20 protein-coding genes and 1 other annotated feature are annotated in these 21,633 nt (G+C 40.6%); of the genes, 3 read left to right on the forward strand and 17 right to left on the reverse strand.

Features of this window, described 5'->3' with window-relative positions; translation table 11 throughout:
- Position 1: 1 nt before the first annotated feature.
- On the reverse strand, positions 2-1,279 hold the full coding sequence (gene hisS, locus ACZ42C_RS05905; RefSeq protein ID WP_461182715.1) for a histidine--tRNA ligase: 1,278 nt from the start codon (positions 1,277-1,279) through the stop codon (positions 2-4).
- A gap of 178 nt (positions 1,280-1,457) precedes the next feature.
- Positions 1,458-1,676 (reverse strand) — a binding site (T-box leader).
- Positions 1,677-1,736: 60 nt separating this feature from the next.
- The gene (locus ACZ42C_RS05910; protein ID WP_461182714.1) at positions 1,737-1,910 is read right to left on the reverse strand and encodes a hypothetical protein; all 174 of its coding nucleotides are present in this window, start codon (positions 1,908-1,910) and stop codon (positions 1,737-1,739) included.
- Between the two features lie 111 nt (positions 1,911-2,021).
- Between ACZ42C_RS05910 and ACZ42C_RS05915 the strand changes: the two genes are divergently transcribed.
- A complete protein-coding gene (locus ACZ42C_RS05915; protein WP_461182713.1) occupies positions 2,022-3,071 on the forward strand; it encodes an N-acetylmuramoyl-L-alanine amidase in 1,050 nt (349 codons plus the stop codon).
- Positions 3,072-3,199: 128 nt separating this feature from the next.
- Here the strand turns inward: ACZ42C_RS05915 and dtd are convergent, their stop codons facing one another.
- The 7 genes from dtd to ACZ42C_RS05950 form a co-directional block, all read right to left on the reverse strand.
- Entirely contained in the window at positions 3,200-3,646 is a 447-nt protein-coding gene (gene dtd / locus ACZ42C_RS05920; RefSeq protein WP_461182712.1) for a D-aminoacyl-tRNA deacylase, read from the reverse strand.
- A gap of 146 nt (positions 3,647-3,792) precedes the next feature.
- Positions 3,793-5,994 (reverse strand): RelA/SpoT family protein, encoded by a 2,202-nt coding sequence (locus ACZ42C_RS05925; RefSeq protein WP_461182711.1) that lies wholly within the window; start codon positions 5,992-5,994, stop codon positions 3,793-3,795.
- Positions 5,995-6,260: 266 nt separating this feature from the next.
- On the reverse strand, positions 6,261-6,776 hold the full coding sequence (locus ACZ42C_RS05930) for an adenine phosphoribosyltransferase (RefSeq protein WP_461182710.1): 516 nt from the start codon (positions 6,774-6,776) through the stop codon (positions 6,261-6,263).
- On the reverse strand, positions 6,766-9,090 hold the full coding sequence (gene recJ, locus ACZ42C_RS05935; RefSeq protein WP_461182709.1) for a single-stranded-DNA-specific exonuclease RecJ: 2,325 nt from the start codon (positions 9,088-9,090) through the stop codon (positions 6,766-6,768). Before recJ ends, ACZ42C_RS05930 begins: the two co-directional genes overlap by 11 nt.
- A 94-nt stretch (positions 9,091-9,184) precedes the next feature.
- Positions 9,185-9,520: a LapA family protein gene (locus tag ACZ42C_RS05940; RefSeq protein WP_461182708.1), complete on the reverse strand. Its 336-nt coding sequence runs from the start codon at positions 9,518-9,520 to the stop codon at positions 9,185-9,187.
- Between the two features lie 118 nt (positions 9,521-9,638).
- The gene (gene secDF / locus ACZ42C_RS05945) at positions 9,639-11,897 is read right to left on the reverse strand and encodes a protein translocase subunit SecDF (protein WP_461182707.1); all 2,259 of its coding nucleotides are present in this window, start codon (positions 11,895-11,897) and stop codon (positions 9,639-9,641) included.
- A gap of 46 nt (positions 11,898-11,943) precedes the next feature.
- Entirely contained in the window at positions 11,944-12,237 is a 294-nt protein-coding gene (locus ACZ42C_RS05950; RefSeq protein ID WP_461182706.1) for a post-transcriptional regulator, read from the reverse strand.
- A gap of 121 nt (positions 12,238-12,358) precedes the next feature.
- Between ACZ42C_RS05950 and spoVB the strand changes: the two genes are divergently transcribed.
- Positions 12,359-13,909, forward strand: coding sequence for a stage V sporulation protein B (gene spoVB / locus ACZ42C_RS05955; RefSeq protein WP_461182705.1), 1,551 nt, complete (start codon positions 12,359-12,361; stop codon positions 13,907-13,909).
- Positions 13,910-14,402: 493 nt separating this feature from the next.
- Here spoVB and ACZ42C_RS05960 read toward each other — a convergent pair whose 3' ends face one another.
- Entirely contained in the window at positions 14,403-15,698 is a 1,296-nt protein-coding gene (locus ACZ42C_RS05960; protein WP_461182704.1) for an ArsB/NhaD family transporter, read from the reverse strand.
- Between the two features lie 201 nt (positions 15,699-15,899).
- On the opposite strand from ACZ42C_RS05960, the gene ACZ42C_RS05965 reads away from it, so the two are divergent.
- Positions 15,900-16,277, forward strand: a complete 378-nt coding sequence (locus tag ACZ42C_RS05965; protein ID WP_461182703.1) for a TIGR04086 family membrane protein — start codon at positions 15,900-15,902, stop codon at positions 16,275-16,277.
- Positions 16,278-16,345: 68 nt separating this feature from the next.
- Here the strand turns inward: ACZ42C_RS05965 and yajC are convergent, their stop codons facing one another.
- From yajC to ACZ42C_RS06000, 7 genes are all read right to left on the reverse strand, one after another.
- Positions 16,346-16,603, reverse strand: a complete 258-nt coding sequence (gene yajC, locus ACZ42C_RS05970) for a preprotein translocase subunit YajC (RefSeq protein WP_461182702.1) — start codon at positions 16,601-16,603, stop codon at positions 16,346-16,348.
- Between the two features lie 26 nt (positions 16,604-16,629).
- Positions 16,630-17,769 carry a tRNA guanosine(34) transglycosylase Tgt gene (gene tgt / locus ACZ42C_RS05975; RefSeq protein ID WP_461182701.1) on the reverse strand — a complete coding sequence of 380 codons (1,140 nt, stop codon included), beginning with the start codon at positions 17,767-17,769 and terminating at the stop codon, positions 16,630-16,632.
- A gap of 17 nt (positions 17,770-17,786) precedes the next feature.
- Entirely contained in the window at positions 17,787-18,815 is a 1,029-nt protein-coding gene (gene queA, locus ACZ42C_RS05980; protein ID WP_461182700.1) for a tRNA preQ1(34) S-adenosylmethionine ribosyltransferase-isomerase QueA, read from the reverse strand.
- 12 nt (positions 18,816-18,827) lie between these two features.
- Positions 18,828-19,025, reverse strand: a complete 198-nt coding sequence (locus ACZ42C_RS05985; protein ID WP_461182699.1) for a DUF2905 domain-containing protein — start codon at positions 19,023-19,025, stop codon at positions 18,828-18,830.
- A complete protein-coding gene (gene ruvB / locus ACZ42C_RS05990; RefSeq protein WP_461182698.1) occupies positions 19,022-20,026 on the reverse strand; it encodes a Holliday junction branch migration DNA helicase RuvB in 1,005 nt (334 codons plus the stop codon). Before ruvB ends, ACZ42C_RS05985 begins: the two co-directional genes overlap by 4 nt.
- Before the next feature lie 15 nt (positions 20,027-20,041).
- Positions 20,042-20,650, reverse strand: coding sequence for a Holliday junction branch migration protein RuvA (gene ruvA / locus ACZ42C_RS05995; RefSeq protein WP_461182697.1), 609 nt, complete (start codon positions 20,648-20,650; stop codon positions 20,042-20,044).
- A 162-nt stretch (positions 20,651-20,812) separates the two neighbouring features.
- Complete coding sequence (locus ACZ42C_RS06000; RefSeq protein WP_461182696.1) at positions 20,813-21,544, reverse strand: YebC/PmpR family DNA-binding transcriptional regulator; 732 nt, start codon at positions 21,542-21,544, stop codon at positions 20,813-20,815.
- Between the last annotated feature and the right edge of the window lie 89 nt (positions 21,545-21,633).

Below are 21,633 nucleotides of genomic sequence, written 5' to 3' on the forward strand. Positions count from 1 at the left end.
GTCACTTTCCTCCTATGGACTCCTTCAATCTATCTGTCAATTGCGACAGCGGCACTTCCTCTTCATTGCCCGTCTTCAAATCTTTCAGCTGGATTACTTTTTTCTCCAACTCATCTCCGCCAAGCACCAGAGCATACTTCGCCCCAATCCGGTCTGCAGCTTTGAATTGGGCTTTCGTTTTTCGTCCCTGGTAATCCTTATCAATTCGTATGCCATGCTTTCGCAATTCGTGAACAAGACGTACCGCTTCTCTATTTACATCTTCGCCAAGAGCAATCATATAGCAATCCAAATTGTTTGAAATCGGTGTACGGATGTTTTCAGCTTCAAGGGCCATCAAAAGCCTTTCCAGTCCCATTCCAAAACCAATTCCCGGAACATCCGGTCCGCCAAGCTCTTCCGTGAGACCATTGTATCTGCCTCCGCCGGCCAATGTTGTAATTGCGCCAAAGCCTTCTGCCTCACTCATGATTTCAAAGGCAGTATGATTATAATAATCAAGTCCTCTGACCAGATTTTTATCCACAACATATTCAATTCCCATTTGGTCTAGATATGTCTTCACCTGATCAAAGTAGGCATTTGATTCCTCATTTAAATAATCCAAAATGGAAGGTGCTGTTTTCATGGCCGGGTGATCTCTATCTTTTTTACAGTCAAGTACCCGCAATGGATTTTGTGTGAGCCTTACCTGACAATCTTCACAAAGTTCATCCTGATGAGGTGTGAAGTGATCGACCAACGCCTGCCGGTGATTCGTTCTGCTTTCCAGATCACCAAGCGAATTAATGACCAATTTTAATGATTTTAGCCCAAGCTCCTGATAACAGGTCATTGCCAAATCAATTACTTCAGCATCTATAGCCGGGTCTGCACTACCGAGAGCTTCTACGCCAAACTGATTTAATTGGCGCATCCTCCCTTTTTGTGGCCGCTCATAACGGAACATCTGAGCAAAATAAAACAGTTTCACCGGCTGAATTGGCTCACCATACATTTTATTTTCGACGAAAGCACGGACAACAGGGGCTGTTCCTTCGGGTCTTAATGTAAGACTTCTTCCTCCCCTATCCTCAAAGGTGTACATTTCTTTTTGCACAATGTCTGTTGAATCTCCAACTCCCCGTTGGAAAACTTCCGTATGTTCAAAAAGCGGTGTCCTGATTTCCTTATAATGAAATCTTTCACATACATTTTTAATTTTTGACTCGACATATTGCCATTTTGCTGCTTCATCAGGCAAAACATCCACCGTACCGCGTGGAGCTTTAAAACTCATGATCGATAACCCCCTTATTAGTAAACCTTGCTGATCGCTAAAGCGGTTCTGGAAAGCGTAACTTCCTTTCACAGAAGCCCTTATACTGCAATTTTCAAGTCTTCCTTGCAATTATGCAAATAAAAAATTTCTACGCTTTCTTACCTGTAAAATATAAAAAAACCCTCAATCCCCTGTGAAAAGGGACGAGAGTTTTCCCGCGTTGCCACCCTGATTGGTGCTGATCCAGCACCCGCTTAAACAGTTAACGCCTGTATTACGTTTATACCTACTTCAAGTTCGATATTAACCCTTAGGAGTGTCTTTCGTTAAGCCATCATGTGAAAATATTTTCAGCCGGTGATATTTTCTCTCTGTGCATGTGGGGTTTAACTACTTATTCCGTCATCGGTTTGCTATTATGTAGTGAATTGTAATCCTTGAATGTCTATTATATTAAGCAATAGTGAGGGGAATGTCAAGTTCGGTTTATCTTTTTTTTCAACTTATTTACTTCCCCAATGGATAACCCAAATTCCTGAGCCATCTCCAGGTGGTTTGCATACTCCTCCATTTCCATAAATTTATGTAAATTAACGCCAAACACCTCTTTATTATTTATGGACGACCATTGTTTTTCCTGGCTGCGCATAAGCACTTCTCCCCTTTCATTACTTTACAGGAGATAGTTTTGCCTATAGACCTCATTTTTATTATAATGAATGATACATTAATTATTCTTTTGATTTTTTTGGGGGGAACCATGTTTAACTTACATAAATTCATATTGGTAACTATGTCAGCGCTTTTCATATTAGTTGTACAGCTGGGAATGCAGACTGTGAAAGCAGACGATGCTGTAATTAATGCGAATGATTTAAATATCCGCAGCGGTCCGGGAACGGAGTATGATTCAATTGGACAAACAAACACCGGGGAGACGTATCCAGTTCTTTCGCAGGAAGGAGATTGGGCTGAAATCCAATTGGAAAATGATACTGGCTGGGTAGCCATTGAATATATTACAATCGAACCAGGAAATGATAATAGTATAGAGGAGTCCAATCAATCCTCGGTTACTATTCCCCGTGACAACACACAAATTCGTCAAGCCCCTTCCACGGAAAGTGAAATTATTCATTTTGCCGAAGAAGGAAGTGAATATCAAGTTACCGGAGAAACAGAAGGCTGGTTTGAACTAACCGATGAGGATCTGCACGGCTATATTAATAAAGATCTGTTGGAAAAATCGACAGCCGCCTCGGCAGGGTTCAAGGATAAAACCATTGTCATTGATCCCGGCCATGGGGGCAGAGATGTTGGAGCGATTGGAGCATCCGGCTCGTATGAAAAAGATTTTGCTTTCTTAACAGCAACTGAACTAAAACAGGAATTGAAGATGCTTGGTGCGAATGTGCTGTTGGCCAGACCGGATGATGAATTTATTTCATTAGGAAGCAGAATCAGCTTTTCCAACACGATGAATACAGATGTATTTATCAGCATTCATTATAATAGCGTCCCGGAATTACCTGACGTAACAGGAATTGAAACCTATTATTTTCAAGAGCAAAATGAAAAACTTGCATCCTATATTCAAACCGAGCTGATTAAAGCGACAGATGCGAATGATCGCGGAACCACCAATGGGAATTACCTTGTAATTATGCAAAATGTAAAACCGGCAGTCCTGCTTGAGTTGGGTTTCATATCCAATGAAGAGAAAGAAGAGCTTCTTGGAACGATTGGATACCAAAGAAAAATCGTGAGTGGTATCATTAATGGATTAGGAAAATATTTTGCTTATGAGTGAAATGTGAAGACTGCCCACCATCAGCCTCCTAACAGGCTGATGGTGGGCAGTCTTATTTCGATGGTATTGTCTGCAATTACTACTGTTGCCGGATACGAATACGAACTGAATATAAACCGGAAAATACACTATTTGTCTTTACTGTCAATAATTAATGTTACCGGACCATCGTTTGTAAGCTGTACATCCATCATTTCTCCAAACTTTCCTGTCTCCACAGGTATTCCCTCGTCTTTAATAAGCTGATTAAATTGTTTATAGTGGTTGAGGGCCTCATCAGGTTTGGACGCACGGGTAAAACTGGGTCGTCTTCCCTTTCTCGTGTCTCCATACAGTGTAAATTGGGAAATGGATAATATACTGCCGCCAACATCCAATAGTGATCGATTCATCTTATGATCTTCATCCTCAAAGATGCGTAAATGAATAATTTTATTCACAAGATATTTTGCATCTTCCAGTGTATCTTCATGGGTAACACCGAGAAGTACAACCAAACCGTAATCAATTTCTCCAACCTTCTCACCATGAACGGAAACACTGGCGTTTTTCGCTCGTTGAATTACCGCCTTCATTCATTTTACTCCTTTAATTCATATTGAAAAAAACTTAATTTACCAAGGTTTTGTTACAGTAGTTTGTTTGCTGATTTTTAATACTTTATTTCCGGCCAAGCAACTATGTCATTCATATGTTCTGCACTACCTGGCATATGTTTTGACTAATGCAGTGTGCGTGTTACTGTATATACGTCTTTTATTTGTTTGATTCTGTCTACTATTCTCTGTAGATGGTTAGTATTTTGTATTAGAATCGTCAGCTGGATTACAGCCATTCTGTTTCTGTCGGAACGGCCGTTTACAAACGTAATATTTGTTTTGGTTTCATTCACTGCCTGCAACACTTCATTGACCAGGCCGCGCCGGTCATACCCGGAAATTTCCAAGTCAACATGATACTGCTTTTTGTGTGTGCTGCTCCTTTCCCATTCCACATGAATGTATCGCTGTTTAGCTTCTTCCGTTTGTACATTAGGGCAATCTGAGCGGTGAACGGAAACTCCTCTTCCCTTGGTTATATAACCTGTAATTTTATCACCGGGAACCGGATTGCAGCATTTGGACAGGCGTACCAGCAGGTTGTCCACCCCAGCCACCTTTACACCGGAATCTTTTTTCTGTAATTGTTTTTCATTTACATCCGCGGTTTTTACATCTTCAATTGCCTTGGCAAGATCCTGTTCCTGCTGCCTTTCGCTGCGTATTTTATCCGTTAGGCGGGTTGCCACTTGCGCTGCGGTGATCCCTTGATAACCAACTGCTGCATACATGTCTTCTTCATTGCTGAAGTTAAATTTTTCAAAAACACGCTGCAGGTTTTCCTGAGTTAAAGCCACCTTGGGATCGATGGAAAATGCACGGATTTCTTTATCTACTGCTTCCTTTCCTTTAGCAATATTTTCATCACGTTTTTGCTTCTTAAAGAACTGTTTGATCTTATTTTTGGCCTGTGAAGTCTGTGTAAACTTTAACCAATCTGTTGATGGGCCATAGGAATGCTTTGAGGTCATAACTTCCACGATATCCCCGTTTTGTAAATGATAGTCCAACGGCTCCATTTTTCCGTTCACTTTAGCCCCAACTGTTTTATTTCCAATTTCCGTATGGATTTTATAAGCAAAATCAAGAGGGACAGACCCTTTTGGGAGTTCAATCACATCTCCCTTTGGGGTAAAAACATATACCATGTCGGAAAATAAATCAATTTTCAATGTTTCCATAAATTCTTCGGCATCATGTGTTTCATTTTGCCACTCGAGTATTTCTCTGAACCAGCTTAACTTCTTTTCATATGTTTCTCTACTATTGACTGACTTGCCTTCCTTATATGCCCAATGTGCCGCTATCCCGTACTCGGCAATCTGATGCATTTCCTTGGTGCGAATTTGAACCTCCAGTGGATCGCCTTTTGGTCCAATAACCGTTGTATGCAGCGATTGATAAAGGTTGGGTTTGGGCATTGCTATATAATCCTTAAACCGGCCTGGCATCGGTTTCCAGCACGTATGAATTATTCCCAGGACAGCATAGCAATCCTTGATACTATTAACCAAAATCCGCACGGCAAGAAGGTCATATATTTCATTAAACTGCTTATTCTGTTTGGCCATTTTGCGATAAATGCTATATAAATGCTTTGGCCGGCCTGACAATTCCGCCTCTATATTCACTTCATCCAGCTGTCTGGTAACTTCGTCCATAACATCTTCAATGTAGGTTTCCCGTTCTTCCCTTTTTTGTTTCATTAACTGAACAATCCGGTAATACTGCTGAGGGTTTAAGTAACGTAATGCAGTATCCTCCAACTCCCACTTTATGGTAGAAATCCCCAAACGATGCGCAATGGGAGCAAAGATCTCCAGCGTTTCATTGGAAATGCGAAACTGTTTCTTTGGAGGCAGATGTTTAAGTGTGCGCATATTATGCAAACGGTCTGCCAGTTTAATCAGGATCACCCTAATATCCTTAGCCATTGCAACAAACATTTTTCGATGGTTTTCTGCCTGAATTGCTTCCTGGGATTTATATTTTATCTTTCCAAGTTTAGTTACACCATCCACCAGCAAGGCAATTTCATGGTTAAAAGCATGCTCAATTTCCTCAAATGTTATCTCTGTATCCTCTACGACATCATGCAGAAATCCACCCGCAATTGTTTCGGCATCCATTTCCAGGTCTACAAGAATACCCGCTACCTGGACCGGATGAATAATATAGGGTTCTCCTGATTTTCGAAATTGGTCTTTATGGGCTTCTTTTGCAAATTCGTAGGCTTTCCAAAGAAACGAAATATCATCTTCAGATAAATATTTTTCCGCTTTATTTATGATTTCTTCAATTGTTAGAATGTCACCTTTTGCCATACAATCACCTTGTCTGTATTCCAATTTGCTGTCTGCATCGTAAAAAGGGAGGACATATCACTCCCTTATATAAATACTTTCATCTTTTAGATAATTATGCTTACAATCATTATAAAAAGTCAAAAATCCTGTTTTTTCGCGTAAAATGAATATATTACTGATTATATGCTTTTCTCGCTGTTATGTACAATCAAACATTTTATTATAAAAGAATAGTCTGACGTCAGTACATTTCATCTGCGTCAGACCTGATGAATAATCTTTATTTATTCAAATCGCATTAATGTTAAAACGTCGTATCCTTTTAACTTTTCCATGCCTTGAAGATAGCCCAATTCTATAAAGAAGGCACATCCCACAACTTCCCCGCCCAGTTGTTCCACCAGGTTAATAGTCGCTTCAATAGTTCCTCCTGTCGCCAGCAGATCATCTGTAATCAATACTCGCTGTCCTGGTTTAATGGCATCTTTATGGATCGTCAGTACATTATCTCCATATTCTAGTCCATAATCCACTTTAATAACTTCCCTCGGCAGCTTTCCTTCTTTTCTTACCGGGGCAAAACCTACTTCCAGTGCATAGGATACAGGACAGCCAATAATAAATCCGCGTGCTTCCGGACCTACAACTACATCAATCTGTTTTTCCCGGGCGTAGTCCACAATTTCATTTACCGCAGATTTAAATGCCTCCCCATTTTCCATCAATGGTGTGATATCCTTGAATTTAATTCCTTCTTTCGGCCAGTCTTCCACAATTTTAATATATTGCTTATAATCCATTTAATACTCCCTCCTTGGGATTTTCTGCATGTTCCATATAGTTTGAGAACCATTTTTTTAATTCGGTATAACTTGAATAATATAATGTTTTTTCTATTTCCATAGCATGTAATCTATTTTTATAGGATTGTGATTTATTCAGATCTTTTTTGGCCGGTTGTTTATTTATATTTACGACCCCATGATCTATATGAACAAAACCTAATTCATGAAAAACTTGAAACATAAAAATCACCTGTTCTTTATTCCAGTTTCGCGCCTTCATAATTGTTCCAATTGCATTTTTAATGTCCAGTTGTTTTTGTTTCCTTAATATGATGTAGAGCCATTTGAAATCCTCACGTGAAGGCAGTGCCTGAAAATAACTGCTTTTTTCAATATAGTAACAGGCAAAAATATTGTCTGGGGTTGCGGATGCAATGATTGTTTTTAATTTTCCCAGGTCATCCGGCAAGCTGAAAAGATATAAATCCTGTGTTTTGCCTATGGTTGCCGGATCAGTCTGATATGTAACCTGCCTTGAATGACGCAGTTGACTCTTTTGCTGATCTGTTATTATTAAAGATGCTTCGGTATCATTCACTACGTCTTTTGCGTCCAGGTTTTTCTTACCTCTATAATCAAATAACTGCCATTCTTCAATTTTCATGTCCTTACATAGTATTTGCAGTTTTTTGTTTCCATTCCACTCGTTGATTCCAAGTTCACCAGCAATGGAAACCGGTGTGTCGGGTGTGAGTTTGGAATAAAGTTTTCCCATTCCGAAACCGATGGCATCTAACTGAACATGATCCTCTTTAAACTGGATCTTTAGATGATTTTTAGTGGCACCAATTTGTCTTGATTCAAACGGTACCGATTTAATTTCAATTAAAGGCTTCGGGTTTTTCATCCCAAAAGGAGCCAGCTTATTTATATCATGTATGAGGTTTTCATCAATTTCCCGAATCCCCAGTGACTTGCTGATTTCAAGCTGCTGTTTAAAATCTTCCATGGATAAACGGGAAAGTATACGCTTCTTCAATTCCACGTCGAGCTGATCCACATTTTCATACGGCAGGGTCATTCCGGCTGCCTGGGCATGTCCGCCAAAGTGTGTGAATAAATTCCTTACTTCCATACAATTGGTGAATAGATCGAAAGCAGGAATACTTCTTGCAGAGCCCTTTACTTCACCCGTATCCGGTTTATATGCCAAAACTATAGCGGGCCTGTCATATTTCTGTACCAGTCTTGAAGCAACAATCCCAAGCACGCCTTCATTCCAGCCTTCTTTACATACAATAATCACCGGCTGTTCTTTTTTATCTCCTATGACCATTTTTTCTGCTTCACGTACGATCTTTTCAACTATTCTCTGTCTTTCCAGATTAAGTTCCGCAATCTCCTCGGCAATTTGCCTGGCTTCCTCCATATCTTCCGTCATAAAAAGTTGGACTGCCAAACCGGCGTCCTGGAGTCTGCCGACTGCATTGATCCTTGGTCCAAGCAAAAAGCCAATATCTTCCTCCGTAACATTCCCTTCTATATTACACAGTTGTTTTAAAGCCTTTACGCCCTCGTTTGATGTTTGCGTCATCGCTTTTAGCCCATAATAGGCTAATATCCGATTTTCACTAATTAACGGGACTAAATCAGCAATAGTGCCAATTGCCGCAAACTCCAATAAATGTTTTGGAAAATAACCAAGAAGTTTTTCGGCAAATTTAAATGCTACACCGACTCCTGCCAACTCCTGAAACGGATAATCAGGAGCGTGTTTCGGATGAATGATTGCATAAGCATCAGGTATTTTTTCCTGAATTTCATGATGATCAGTAATGATTAGATCAATGCCCAATTCTTTAGCTATTTCTGCTTCATGTATCGAAGCAATTCCTGTATCCACGGTAATGATTAATTGAAACCCATCATAATAAGCCCGTCTGAAGGCATCTTCATTCGGTCCATAGCCTTCTGTAAATCGATTCGGTATGTAAAAATCACAAATAGCCCCCAGCTCTTTTAACGTTTTTAGAAGAACTGTCGTGGAACTTACGCCATCAGCATCATAATCTCCATAAACGAGTATTTTTTCCTGCTTTTCCACTGCAGCATGAACACATGCTGCTGCTTTTTCCATCATGGGCATCTGCTCAGGCTGATATAAATCTTCAATAGCCGGGAAAAGAAATTTGTCTGCTGCCTGCTTTGTCGTTATTCCCCGCTGTAATAGCAGTTCCCGAATTACAGGGGAGTATTCAATGGAGTCGTCCATCCATTGATCATAATCTCCGGTATCCACATGTTTCCAATTCGCTTTACTTTGTAACATAAATTCACCCCTGACTCACTTATTATACAAAAGTGAAACAAGGGGGGCAATGACTTCGTCTTTTTTAAAACAAAACAGACACAAAGTTTTCCTTTTATTTATCTTTTTCATTTTTATCTTTAATATCACCACCGGAAACTTCATGTTTGTTCTTATTCAATATTCCTCTGTCTTTCAGAGTTTTACGCATGTTTTCATTTTCCGCCTTCATGAGACGGTTTTCACGTTGGAGTTGAAATACTTTCACTGCTCCTGCTGTCCCTGTAATAATTCCACCCATTAAAACTGAAAATAATATAATCAGTATCAGTGGGGATTCCCCGGTCCAGAACAGATAGTTAACCTCCACCGTTTCCACATTTGCAATTGCAAATACAGCTACTATAATAACTAAAATAATGGATAATATGACATAAGTTTGTCCCTTCATTCTTTTACCTCCTTATGCATTCGCTCTATCATACATATTTACCCCATTTCCATTCCATTTAAGCAAAAAGGCCATTCCCATTTCCACTTTAAAATAGGAATAGCCTTTCCTTGCTTGTTTATACCTGTGGGCCTTCCACACGTTTCTTTTTTCGGAAATCAACCGGCTTATTCTTAATGGACTTCCCGCGCCACATCAGCCAAAGCTGAGCAGCAAGGAATAGGGAAGAATACGTACCGGCAATTAAACCAACTGCCAGCGCAACGGCAAATCCGAAAATAGACTCTGCTCCCAGGATTAAAAAGGCCAATACAGCGATTAAAGTACTGAAAGAAGTGTTAATGCTTCTTGTCATCGTCTGTATGATGCTTCTGTTAACAATGGATGCGAGTTCCTTAAAGGATTTTATCTGCTTTTTCTGCTTACGCAAATTCTCCCTCATCCGATCAAAGGTTACTATCGTGTCATTGATGGAGTAACCTACAATTGTCAAAATCGCCGCCACAATCGTTACATCAAATTCAATCCTCGTTATGCTAAATATTAATAAAACGAAGAAAGCATCGTGCATCAATGTAATAATAGCTGTTATTGCAAAAAACAGTTCAAATCGGAAGGTAACATAGATAATCATAAATACCGAAGCAATTGCTACAGCATATATAGCATTTTTCACCAGTTCCTCACCGACAATAGGAGAAACGACACCAACACTCGGTTCATTTCCGTACTCTGCTATAAAATAATCATTTACTTCCCTTATTTTATCATCATCCAAAACGGTATCAAATCTTGCTGCTGCTCTTTCATTATTGTCTCCGGAAAGAACAATCGATTGAGCTTCCAAATTAAGATCGGCAAGAGCACCATCCACTTCCTCGGCGGTCAGACTTTCTTCAGCAAGTACTTCTATTCGGGAACCGCTTGTAAAATCTATGCCGGGGTTCAGCTGAAATAGTAAAAGGGATACTGTTCCCAGTAACACCATGATCACGGAAGCCAAAATAAACTTTTTTCTGTGCTGCACTATATTTGGCGTTCTGTTGAATATAACCGGTTCAGGTTCCTCTTTATCCGCTATATCCTGAATAGCTTCTTTCTTGACGCCAAACCAGGTTTTCCGCTTATTCAGAAAACGGCTTTTTACCCATAATCCCAAAAATAGTCTGGTACCAAATACCGCTGTCAGAAAGCTGACTAAAATACTTACAATCAGCATAGTGGCGAATCCTTGCACAGAGCTTGTCCCGAATATAAAAAGCACGACAGCGGCCAGCATGGTTGTAATATTCGCATCCAGTATAGCAGACAGTGAATTCTTTAACCCTGCTTTAAAGGAGGCCATTACAGACTTGCCGGTCCTGAGTTCTTCTTTAATTCGTTCAAACGTGATAATATTGGCATCCACTGCCATCCCGACACCGAGAATTAACGCGGCAAGACCAGGTAGAGTGAGGACACCATTCATTAATTCAAATACCAAAAGAACGATATAAATATACACAATTAAATTAACCGCAGCAATAATACCGGGGAAGCGATAGATAAAAGCAATAAATAAAAGAATTAAACCTATACCCACGAACGCACTGAAGACAGTTTGATTTAAAGCCTGTTCACCGAACTGGGCTCCAACCGAAGTGGAGAAAATTTCATTCATATGTACAGGCAGTGACCCGGAATTGATAATGTTAGCTAACTGCTGAGCCGATTCCACGGTAAAATTACCGCTAATCATTACATTTGTTGTATTAAGCGTTTCCGTTACACTTGGAGCAGAAACATATTTTGGGTCCTCTTTCGTAACTTCCTCACGAAAAGAGTCGCCTTCCTGATAATCCATCCAAATAACCAATAAATTATCAGGAGCACCTTTTTCCTTAATTTCCGTAGTTACTTCAGCAAAATCAGAAGCATTCTGTAATTGTAACGTTACAATCGGTGCATTCGTATTCGGATCAAAATCCTGTCTTGCACTTCCCTCCTGAACATCGGAACCGTCAAGCATTTCGTTATCATCCACATCACGGAAAGAAAGCCTGGCCGAGGTGGACAGCAATTCTCGGGCTTCTGTCTGATCTTCCACACCCGCAAGCTGGACCCGAATACGATCTTGTCCTTCTATATCTATACTGGCTTCACTAATCCCCAAGCGGTTCACACGATCATTTAAAGTCTGCACTGTGGATTCCATTAATGTCCGATCAATTTCCTGTTCTTCATCCACCGGTTCCACTTCGTACAGCACTTCAAAGCCGCCCTGTAAATCCAAACCTAAGTTAATATCTTTTGCAATTCCTGTAACCGTCGTTCCAATCGTTGTAAATAGAGCAATAACGATCAGAAAAAAGGCAACAATTCTGCCTCTCTTTTTCATTTAACACAATTCCTCCCTCTTTACTTCTCCAAAAAAGCTTATGTATTTATTTCTTTTCAACATCCATCACCGCACTGATGGAATCCATTAAGTCGGTATCCTGATAGACTTTTAATGTGAGATGATTCATGTAAACTGTTGGATTCAAATGAAAAATATCCTGGATTACTTCATGGAGTCTTTTTTCAGGCTCCCCTTTCCAAACTTTTTGTTTTAAACATTCCCAAATTTCCTCTTCTGTTGCCTTGGTATACCCCATTAAATGAAATTCGCTTACTTTGGACTCCAATGCCGGATAAACACTTGCCTTCCATTCCGATACCTTTTGTTTTATTTCCATTTATGTAATCCCACCTGTCAGGAGAATATATTATGCATCAACTTGTCATGCTTGGCCACTCTTCTTGCATATATATCATTGTATATGAAATTTTATAATTTGAGAAGGCAGGTCGACAATAATGACCAAACAAACTTTTTTAAAAGGTACGTTAATTCTTATAGCTGCCGGCATGATTACACGCTTTCTTGGTTTTATTAACCGTATAGTTGTAGCCCGGCTCATGGGAGAAGAAGGCGTTGGACTTTATATGATGGCCCTGCCCACCTTATTTCTCGTCATGACCTTAACTCAACTCGGGCTTCCTGTAGCTATCTCTAAAAGAGTGGCGGAAGCGGAAGCGTTAAATGACCAGCAAAAAATTAAAAAAATACTCGTTGTTTCATTGGCCATTACCGGTACTTCCAGTTTAATTTTTACTATTGGCATGATTGTCACGGCACCATTCATCGCCTCCAACCTGTTAACAGACGAACGGACCTTATACCCATTGCTTGCTATCAGCCCTATCGTCCCGATTATTGCTATAACTTCCGTGCTCAGGGGCTATTTTCAAGGGAAACAAAATATGAAGCCGCAAAGCTATTCTCAGGTGATCGAGCAAATTGTCCGCATTTCCTTTGTTGCTTTGTTTGTTAAACTATTGCTTCCTTATGGCGTGGAATTTGCAGCAGCAGGCGCAATGATCAGTATTATTCTAGGTGAATTTGTTTCGCTGATTTATATGGTGCATCAGTTTAAAAGGAGAAAAGTCATCAAAGTACGCCAGCGATTTTTTTCATATTTAAAAACCAGCAAAACTACGCTAAAAGAGTTGTTTTCCATAGCACTGCCAAGCACAGGCAGTCGGGTGATCAGTTCCATATCAAACTTTCTGGAACCTATATTGGTCGCTCAGAGCCTTGCGCTGGCAGGTATATCCACTACGGTAGCGACAAAACAGTATGGAGAGCTGACGGGATATATTTTGCCGCTCTTATTTCTGCCGACCTTTATTACACACTCTTTATCCGTAGCACTTGTCCCTTCCATATCGGAAGCAGAAGCAAATTTGAATAAACAGCTCGTCCATTACCGAATTCATCAATCAATCAGAATTTCTTTTGCTTCCGGGGCATTGGCAACCATTGTGCTGTCCCTTTTTTCCGTACCCATTTTATCGTATATGTACGGTACAGCAAACGCCAGTCACTTTTTAGTTTTAATGGCACCTTTTTTCATTTTACTTTATATTCAGGCACCATTACAAGCGGCCTTGCAATCACTGGATCTTGCAAAACCCGCCATGTGGAACAGCCTGATAGGTGCCGGTTGTAAATTAGTCGTTTTATTTTTTCTTGCTTCAAGCCCCCATTTTGGAATAATGGGTGTTGCCATTGCTATGTCGGCGGGTGTCGTATTAGTAACATTATTGCATTTGGCTGCATTATATAAAGCGATTCATTTCCGGATTCCAATTAAGGATATCAGTAAAATGATTCTGTTATTATTATTGACTTGGCAGGCAGGCTCCCTGGTGAAATATGTGTATGACTTGCAGGAGCCAAATCTAATCCTGTTTCTGCTTTCTCTGGTTATGCTCACCCTGATATATGTTGTGTTTCTCTTCCTGTTAAGATTTATTACAAAAGATGAACTGAGACAAATTCCTATCATACAAAAATGGGTTTGATTTCTATCATATCGTTAAACTTAATCCTCCTGGGAATAAAAGAAACGAGGCTAAACTGATATGAAAGTTAGCCTCTGAATAATAACTTTATCTTTTCTTGAATTATAAAAAGAGGCTGGACAATCACATAATATTTAAAATAAAAGCCGAACGTAAGCGCACATAACCCGCTCCGGCAATATACTACGCTTTCACCGCGGGCGGCTGGTGAACCTCCTTGCCCCGACAAGGGGTATGCCGACGTTGCCCGCAAAGGGCGTTTTTAGTCGGCCTTCATTTATGTTTCACTGTGTGGTCTCGCCGATGCCTTTTTACCCGCAGGACAAATAAAGCTTCGGCAGCATTACATCGCACGCAGAAAATGCATAGCATTTTCAAGGAGTCTACGTATATTGCTGGAGATAATGTGGTACACCGTTCGACTTTTTAATAGATTTTTTTGTCATGTGCCAGACTCTTTTTATTTACAGAGCAAACATATGCTGAATTTCTTTTATTGTCCCATATAAGGCAGTAAATATCGGAAATAAACATATATACTTGCTACGATTAATGAAAGTAGTACAATGGGGATGCCGTAAAGCATAAAACGGATAAAGGATATCCTTTCGTTTGCACCTTCCGCCAGTCCTGCGACAACCACGTTAGCAGATGCGCCGATCAAGGTCGTATTTCCACCCAGACATGCCCCTAAAGCCAATGACCACCAGATTGGATCCAAATATACCATTCCATAGCTTTCCAATTCATACACCACCGGAATCATCGCAGCCACAAATGGAATGTTATCCACCAAACCGGACAATAAACCGGATACCCACAATATAAGCAAAGCTGTTTTCGTATAGTCACCGTCAGTGGACATGACAATCATTCTTGTTATTTCATCAATGATACCTGTTTCCTGCAGACCTCCTACGAGCATAAAAAGCCCAATAAAGAAAAACAGAGTGACCCATTCCACTTTTTCAAAAATATGTTCTGCCGCAAGTTCTTTCTCTGTCAGCAATAATAGTAAAATAGCACCCGACAGCGCGATAATTGTTAAATCCACATGGACAAAAGCATGCATTAAGAAACCGGTAATCGTTACAATTAAAACAGTGACGGATTGATAAAGCATCGGTGTTCTCTTTAAATGTGCATCTGCATCCAACTTCATCAATTCTTCTTTTTCCGTTTCTGTTTTCTCCAGTGATTTACGAAAAACGACATATAATCCGAAACAAAGAAATAGAAACAAAATAATAGCTACAGGGGCCATATGAATAATAAACGAATAAAAAGTAAGGTGTTCTACCGACTGACCAATCATAATATTGGGCGGATCACCAATTAATGTTGCAGCTCCTCCAATGTTTGAACTGAATATAATTGCCAGCAGATAAGGGAATGCCGGCAGTTTTAGCAGCTTTGTTATTTTAAGCAAAATCGGTACAAATATGAGCACGGTCGTTACGTTATCCAGCAGAGCGGAACCAAATGCCGTCAGAGATGCTGCCCCCATCAATAACGGCAGCGGTTTCCCTTGTACCAACTGGGCAAAGCGGATGGCGATGTAGGCAAATAACCCTGTTTTTTCCGTGATGGCAATCAGAATCATCATGGAAAACAGTAGGGCAATGGTGTTCCAGTCAATATAATTGACAAAAGCATCGTCCGGGGTGTAAATACCGGTTAGCAGCAATAACACGCTTCCTGCCAGTGCAACTACAGCACGATTGATCCGATCTGTCATAATAAATACATAACTGACAATAAAAATAATACTCGCAAGAATTATATCCATCTTTCACCTGCTTTCTTCATCAAGAGCTTAAAAACATATAACGGGTTGTTTCAGGTTTGTTGCAACATACAAAGACAGTGAATAATTCTGTACTTGTCCACCCTCATAAAACTATATGTAACAAAAAGTGAAATTATTTATTCTATTTTTTTCAGTTGTGAATAGGATTAATATAAATGGACAATCATAGGGGGGATATTGGTGCGGAAACATCAATTCATTGGGTTACTATATGGATGGATTATCGTACTGGGCTTAATTCTTTTTGCAAGTGTTATTTTGGGTTTCCTGCTCCGGTTTACAACTTTCCAGGAACCGGCACTGACGTGGGTGACACTGGTAATAGGTTTAATATCACTTTTTATAGGGGGATTGGTTGCCGGAATAAAAGGCAAAGAAAAAGGCTGGTTTACAGGCATAATTACAGGGCTGGGCTTCACTTTATTTACATTTCTTGTACAATACCTGGGATTCGAACAGGGATTTTCTCTGGAACAGTCCATTCATCACGCAGCATATATAGTGGCTGCATTGTTTGGCGGCGTTGCCGGTGTCAATATATTAAACTCCCAAAACTAAAAACAGGCTGTCCCATAATGCTTTATTCAGGGACAGCCTGTTTGATTGTAAGATAGAAATACAGTATTTTACTGTTTCACTTCTCGCACAGCAGAACGGTCATATGTAAGTTTTGTACCGTCATTAGATTGAATGACGATCGTATCCTCATCAATAGCATGAACGGATCCATGCAAACCGCCGATGGTAATAACTGCATCACCTTTTTGCAGGTCCGCCTGCATTTGTCTTACTTGCTTTTGGCGTTTTTGCTGTGGACGAATTAGCAGAAAGTAAAAAATCACAAACATTAAAATAATCGGTGATAACGAAATTAACAGTTCCATCTATTTCCCTCCTTTCAACATTCGAGCTAGAAATTCTTTGCATTTGGTTTGTTAAAACCATATTGCTCAAAGAATGCTTGTTTAAAGTCACCAAGCCGATCGTCGCTTATCGCGTCTCGTACTTGCTTCATTAATTTTAACAGAAAATGCAGGTTATGATAAGTAGTAAGTCTGAAACCGAATGTTTCATTGCATTTTATTAAATGACGGATATAAGCACGACTGTAATTTTTACATACATGACAATCGCAGTCCTCATCAATCGGACCAAAATCACGGCTGTAGGCTGCGTTTCTAACGACAAGCCTCCCGTTGGAAGTCATGCATGTTCCATTTCTGGCAACTCGGGTCGGAAGAACACAATCGAACATATCAATGCCGCGGATCGCTCCATCAATTAAAGCATCAGGAGACCCAACTCCCATCAAATAACGTGGTTTATTCTCCGGCAATAGTGGTGTAGTGAATTCCAGTACATGATTCATTACGTCTTTCGGTTCACCAACTGACAGGCCGCCGACTGCATACCCGGGAAAATCCAATGATACCAGATCTGAAGCACTTTGTCTCCTTAAATCTTCATATTCTCCCCCTTGAATAATTCCAAATAAGCCCTGTGTATTTTCATTTTGGTGAGCTTTTAAGCATCTTTCAGCCCAGCGGGATGTTCGTTCCACCGATTTTTTCATATATTCATGGGAAGCCGGATAAGGCGGACACTCATCAAAAGCCATCATAATATCCGAACCAAGCGCATTTTGGATTTCCATAGCTTTCTCCGGTGAGAGAAACAACTTTTCTCCACTGATATGATTTCTAAAGTGAACGCCTGCTTCTTCTATTTGCCGCATATCACTTAAACTAAATACCTGGAAACCGCCGGAATCCGTTAATATCGCACCATCCCAGTTCATAAATTGATGAAGTCCTCCCGCTTCCCGGATTATATCCTCTCCGGGGCGCAGCCAGAGATGATATGTATTGGACAAAATAATTCTTGCGTCCATTTCCTTTAACTCTTCCGGACTCATTGTTTTTACCGTTGCCAATGTTCCGACCGGCATAAATGTTGGAGTATCAAAAGAGCCGTGAGGTGTATGCACCCGTCCAAGTCTTGCACCGGTTTGTTTGCAGGTTTTAATGTATTCATATGTTATAGGTGTCATAGCTTATTCGTTCCTTTTTATAAAATTAACATTGCATCCCCGAAACTAAAGAAACGGTAGCGCTCCCTGACTGCTTCCTCATACGCCTCAAGTATCGTTTCCCTGTCGGCAAATGCACTGACAAGCATAATCAAAGTGGATTTTGGCAAATGAAAATTTGTAACAAGGGCATCCACTGCTTTAAATTTATAGGGTGGATAAATAAATATATCCGTCCAACCGGACGCTTCTCTGAAAATGCCATCATGGTCCCGCATAATCGTTTCCAGTGTTCTGGTGGAAGTGGTCCCAACAGAAACAATTTTTCCGTTTTTTTCTTTTACATTATTTAATACACGGGCTGTATCTTTTGACATGTGGTAAAATTCAGCATGCATATTATGCTCTTCAATAGTCTCCGCACTAACAGGGCGAAACGTGCCAAGTCCGACATGCAGGGTGATAAATGCAATTTGTACACCCATTTCTTTTATTTCTTCCAACAATTCATTTGTAAAATGCAAACCGGCTGTCGGTGCAGCAGCAGAACCTTCTTCCTTTGCAAATACCGTCTGGTATCTTTCCTTTTCCGAAAGCTGTTCTTTTATATATGGGGGAAGCGGCATTTCCCCCAGTTCATCAAGGACTTCGTAAAAAATGCCTTTATAGGAAAATTCAAGTATTCGTCCGCCGTGCTCCTTCACCGACTTACATACTGCCTGCAGCCTTCCATCGCCAAAAGATATTTCCGTTCCTTCTTTCACTTTTTTTGCGGGTTTAACCAGCACTTCCCATCTATCTTTTTCCTGTTGGTGAAGCAGCAGTGTTTCCACATTCGCATTGGTATCCTTTTTCGTTCCATACAGACGGGCCGGCAGCACCCGGGTATCATTGAGCACCAGACAATCACCCGGAGACAGATAATCTTTGATGGATGGAAAATGCGCATGATTCACCTTCCCAGTCTTTCTATTCAGTACAAGCAGACGGGAAGCTGCCCTGTCTTTTAAAGGGGTCTGGGCAATTAATTCCTCCGGTAATTCAAAATCAAAATCTTCAATTTGCATGCTGTATCTCCTTTAACGAAACCTGCTTATGATGTAAAAAATTAAGGTTAAAATAATACTTACTACGATGGAGGTCATAATCGGAAAGTGGAAGGAGAAATTGCCCCTTCTAAAACTTATATCTCCCGGCAGGCGACCTATAAAGGTCCACAGCAATCCAATCACAAGAAATATAATACCGAGTATAATGAATAGTTTACCTGGATTCATTCTCCATCATTCACTTTCAACCCAAAATGGCGGTAGGCTTTTTCTGTTACTATCCTTCCCCTTGGAGTACGCTGTATAAACCCAAGCTGTAATAAAAATGGTTCATATACATCTTCAATCGTCTGGGATTCCTCCCCAATAGTAGCGGCAATGGAATCCAGTCCGACAGGCCCGCCCTGATAATGATCTATAATTCCTTTTAGTAATTTATGGTCAACATGGTCCAATCCCGCCTGGTCCACCTGGAGCATTTTTAAAGCTTCATCTGTTGTATCCAAGCTGATTTCCTTTTCTCCTTTCACCTGGGAAATATCGCGGATCCGCTTTAACAATCGGTTTGCAATACGTGGTGTTCCTCTTGACCTTTTGGCTATTTCCACCGCAGCTTCCCTTGTTACCGCCGTTTCAAAAATATCCGCTGTACGTTCTATAATCGCACAAAGATCCGCTGTCTCATAGAATTCCAGTCTGCTCAACACCCCAAACCGATCTCGCAGCGGAGCAGACAGGAGGCCTGCCCGGGTCGTTGCTCCTACAAGTGTAAAAGGAGGCAGATCGATGCGGACAGACCTGGCACTTGGACCACTTCCAATGACAATATCCAAAAAGAAATCCTCCATTGCAGGATACAATACTTCTTCCACCGACCTTGGCAGGCGGTGAATCTCATCTATAAACAGGACATCTCCAGGTTCAAGTGATGAAAGGATGGCTGCAAGGTCCCCCGACCGTTCAATTGCAGGACCAGAAGTCGAGCGGAACTGTACACCCATTTCGTTGGCTATAATTAAAGCCAAAGTTGTTTTCCCGAGTCCAGGTGGTCCGTAAAGCAGAACATGATCAAGCGGTTCCTCCCGCATTTTCGCTGCCTGGATAAAAATACTCAGGTTTTCCTTTGCCTTTTGCTGACCAATATATTGTTTCAGCGTATCCGGGCGAAGGCTCAATTCCACCGTTTCATCCTCTTTTTGCAATTCGCCGGTAATCATGCGTTCTTCCATCCGTACCCCCCCTTCCTAAGTTTTCATTAATAATGACAATGCCCTGCGGATAATCTCATCCGTTTGCTTACTTTCCATTTTGCGCAGTTCCGGTAAGACTCCTCTAATTTCTCTGTCCGTATAGCCCAGTGACAGGAGTGCTTCCTGTGCTTCCAGAAGACCGGAAACATCTTTTTGGCTGCTGTTCTTTTCTCCATCTTCTTCCCTGGTGGCTATGGAGATTTCCGAAGTCAGCTTGCCTTTTAAATCCAGGATGATCTGTCTGGCTGTTTTTTTGCCCACACCAGGGAAACCCGTCAGGTATTTTTCGTCTTCCTGTTCTACGGCAGCAACAAAATCCTCAATATGGACAGACCCTAATATAGCCAATGCCCCTTTTGGGCCGATACCGGACACGGAAATAAGCTTGGTAAATAAATATTTTTCATCATTGTTTTTAAATCCGTATAACAGCTGCTGATCTTCCCGGACATAATGGTATGTATGAATTAATAAATCCTCGTTTAAATAGGATTGAAAAACAAAAGGATTGGGACAGATAATTTCATACCCAATTCCATGTACATCCACGATCACAGCATCATCCTGTATCGTAGAAAGTTTCCCTCTGATATATGCAATCATCTCTTCTTCTCCTTTTTTACCTCATCCCATTTTAACATAAGCGGGGAAAAACGCTAACCCCTCGCATTCTCTCAGGCCATCCAATAGTAAGTAAAATCCGGCAAGGAAGCATTCTTAAAAATGTAAAGGTGGTATACATGTCTAAATCTCAACCATAGTACATTATTGAGTTATTTGCAGATTATGATGAATGTCCTGGACATCCTCATTTTCTTCCAGAGCTTCAATCATACTTTCCAGTTTTTTTTCATCTTCCTCTGAAACTGTATTGTAATTCTGCGGGAGATATGTTACTTCTGCATCAGCAATCGTGTAACCATGCTCTGTTAAATATGCAACTGCATCACGAAAGTCTTCCGGCGCAGTAATTATTTCATATACATCTTCCTGTGCAACAATGTCTTCCGCCCCTGCTTCCAAAGCATCCATCGTGATGGTATCCTCGTCAACGGTTCCATCTTCATTTGCAATGATTATATAGCCTTTCCGGTCAAACATGAAAGAAACACTTCCGTTTTCGCCAAGGTTACCTTCATTCTTTTTGAATGCATGCCTGACCTCTGCTGCGGTTCTGTTTTTATTATCCGTTAAGGCATGAACGATAACTGCAACGCCGCCAGGTCCATAACCTTCATAGGTTATCTCTTCAAAGGTGGCACCGTCCAGGGTGCCGGTTGCCTTTTTGATGGCACGATCAATATTGTCATTTGGCATATTAACTGCTTTCGCCTTTTCTACGGCAGTTCTTAAAGAGGCATTCATTGACACGTCACCGCCACCTTCCTTGGCAGCCTGATATATTTCTTTGGCATGGCGCATAAAGATTTTTCCTTTTTTTGCATCCTGGGCATTCTTTCTTCTTTTTATATTATTCCATTTAGAATGACCTGCCATCGGACATTCTCCTCTCTCTTCTTTCAAATTTAAATGACGATAAATTCCATTTATACTATACCAAAATATGAATGGTTCATAAAGAAGTA

Source organism: Virgibacillus kimchii (assembly GCF_055379185.1).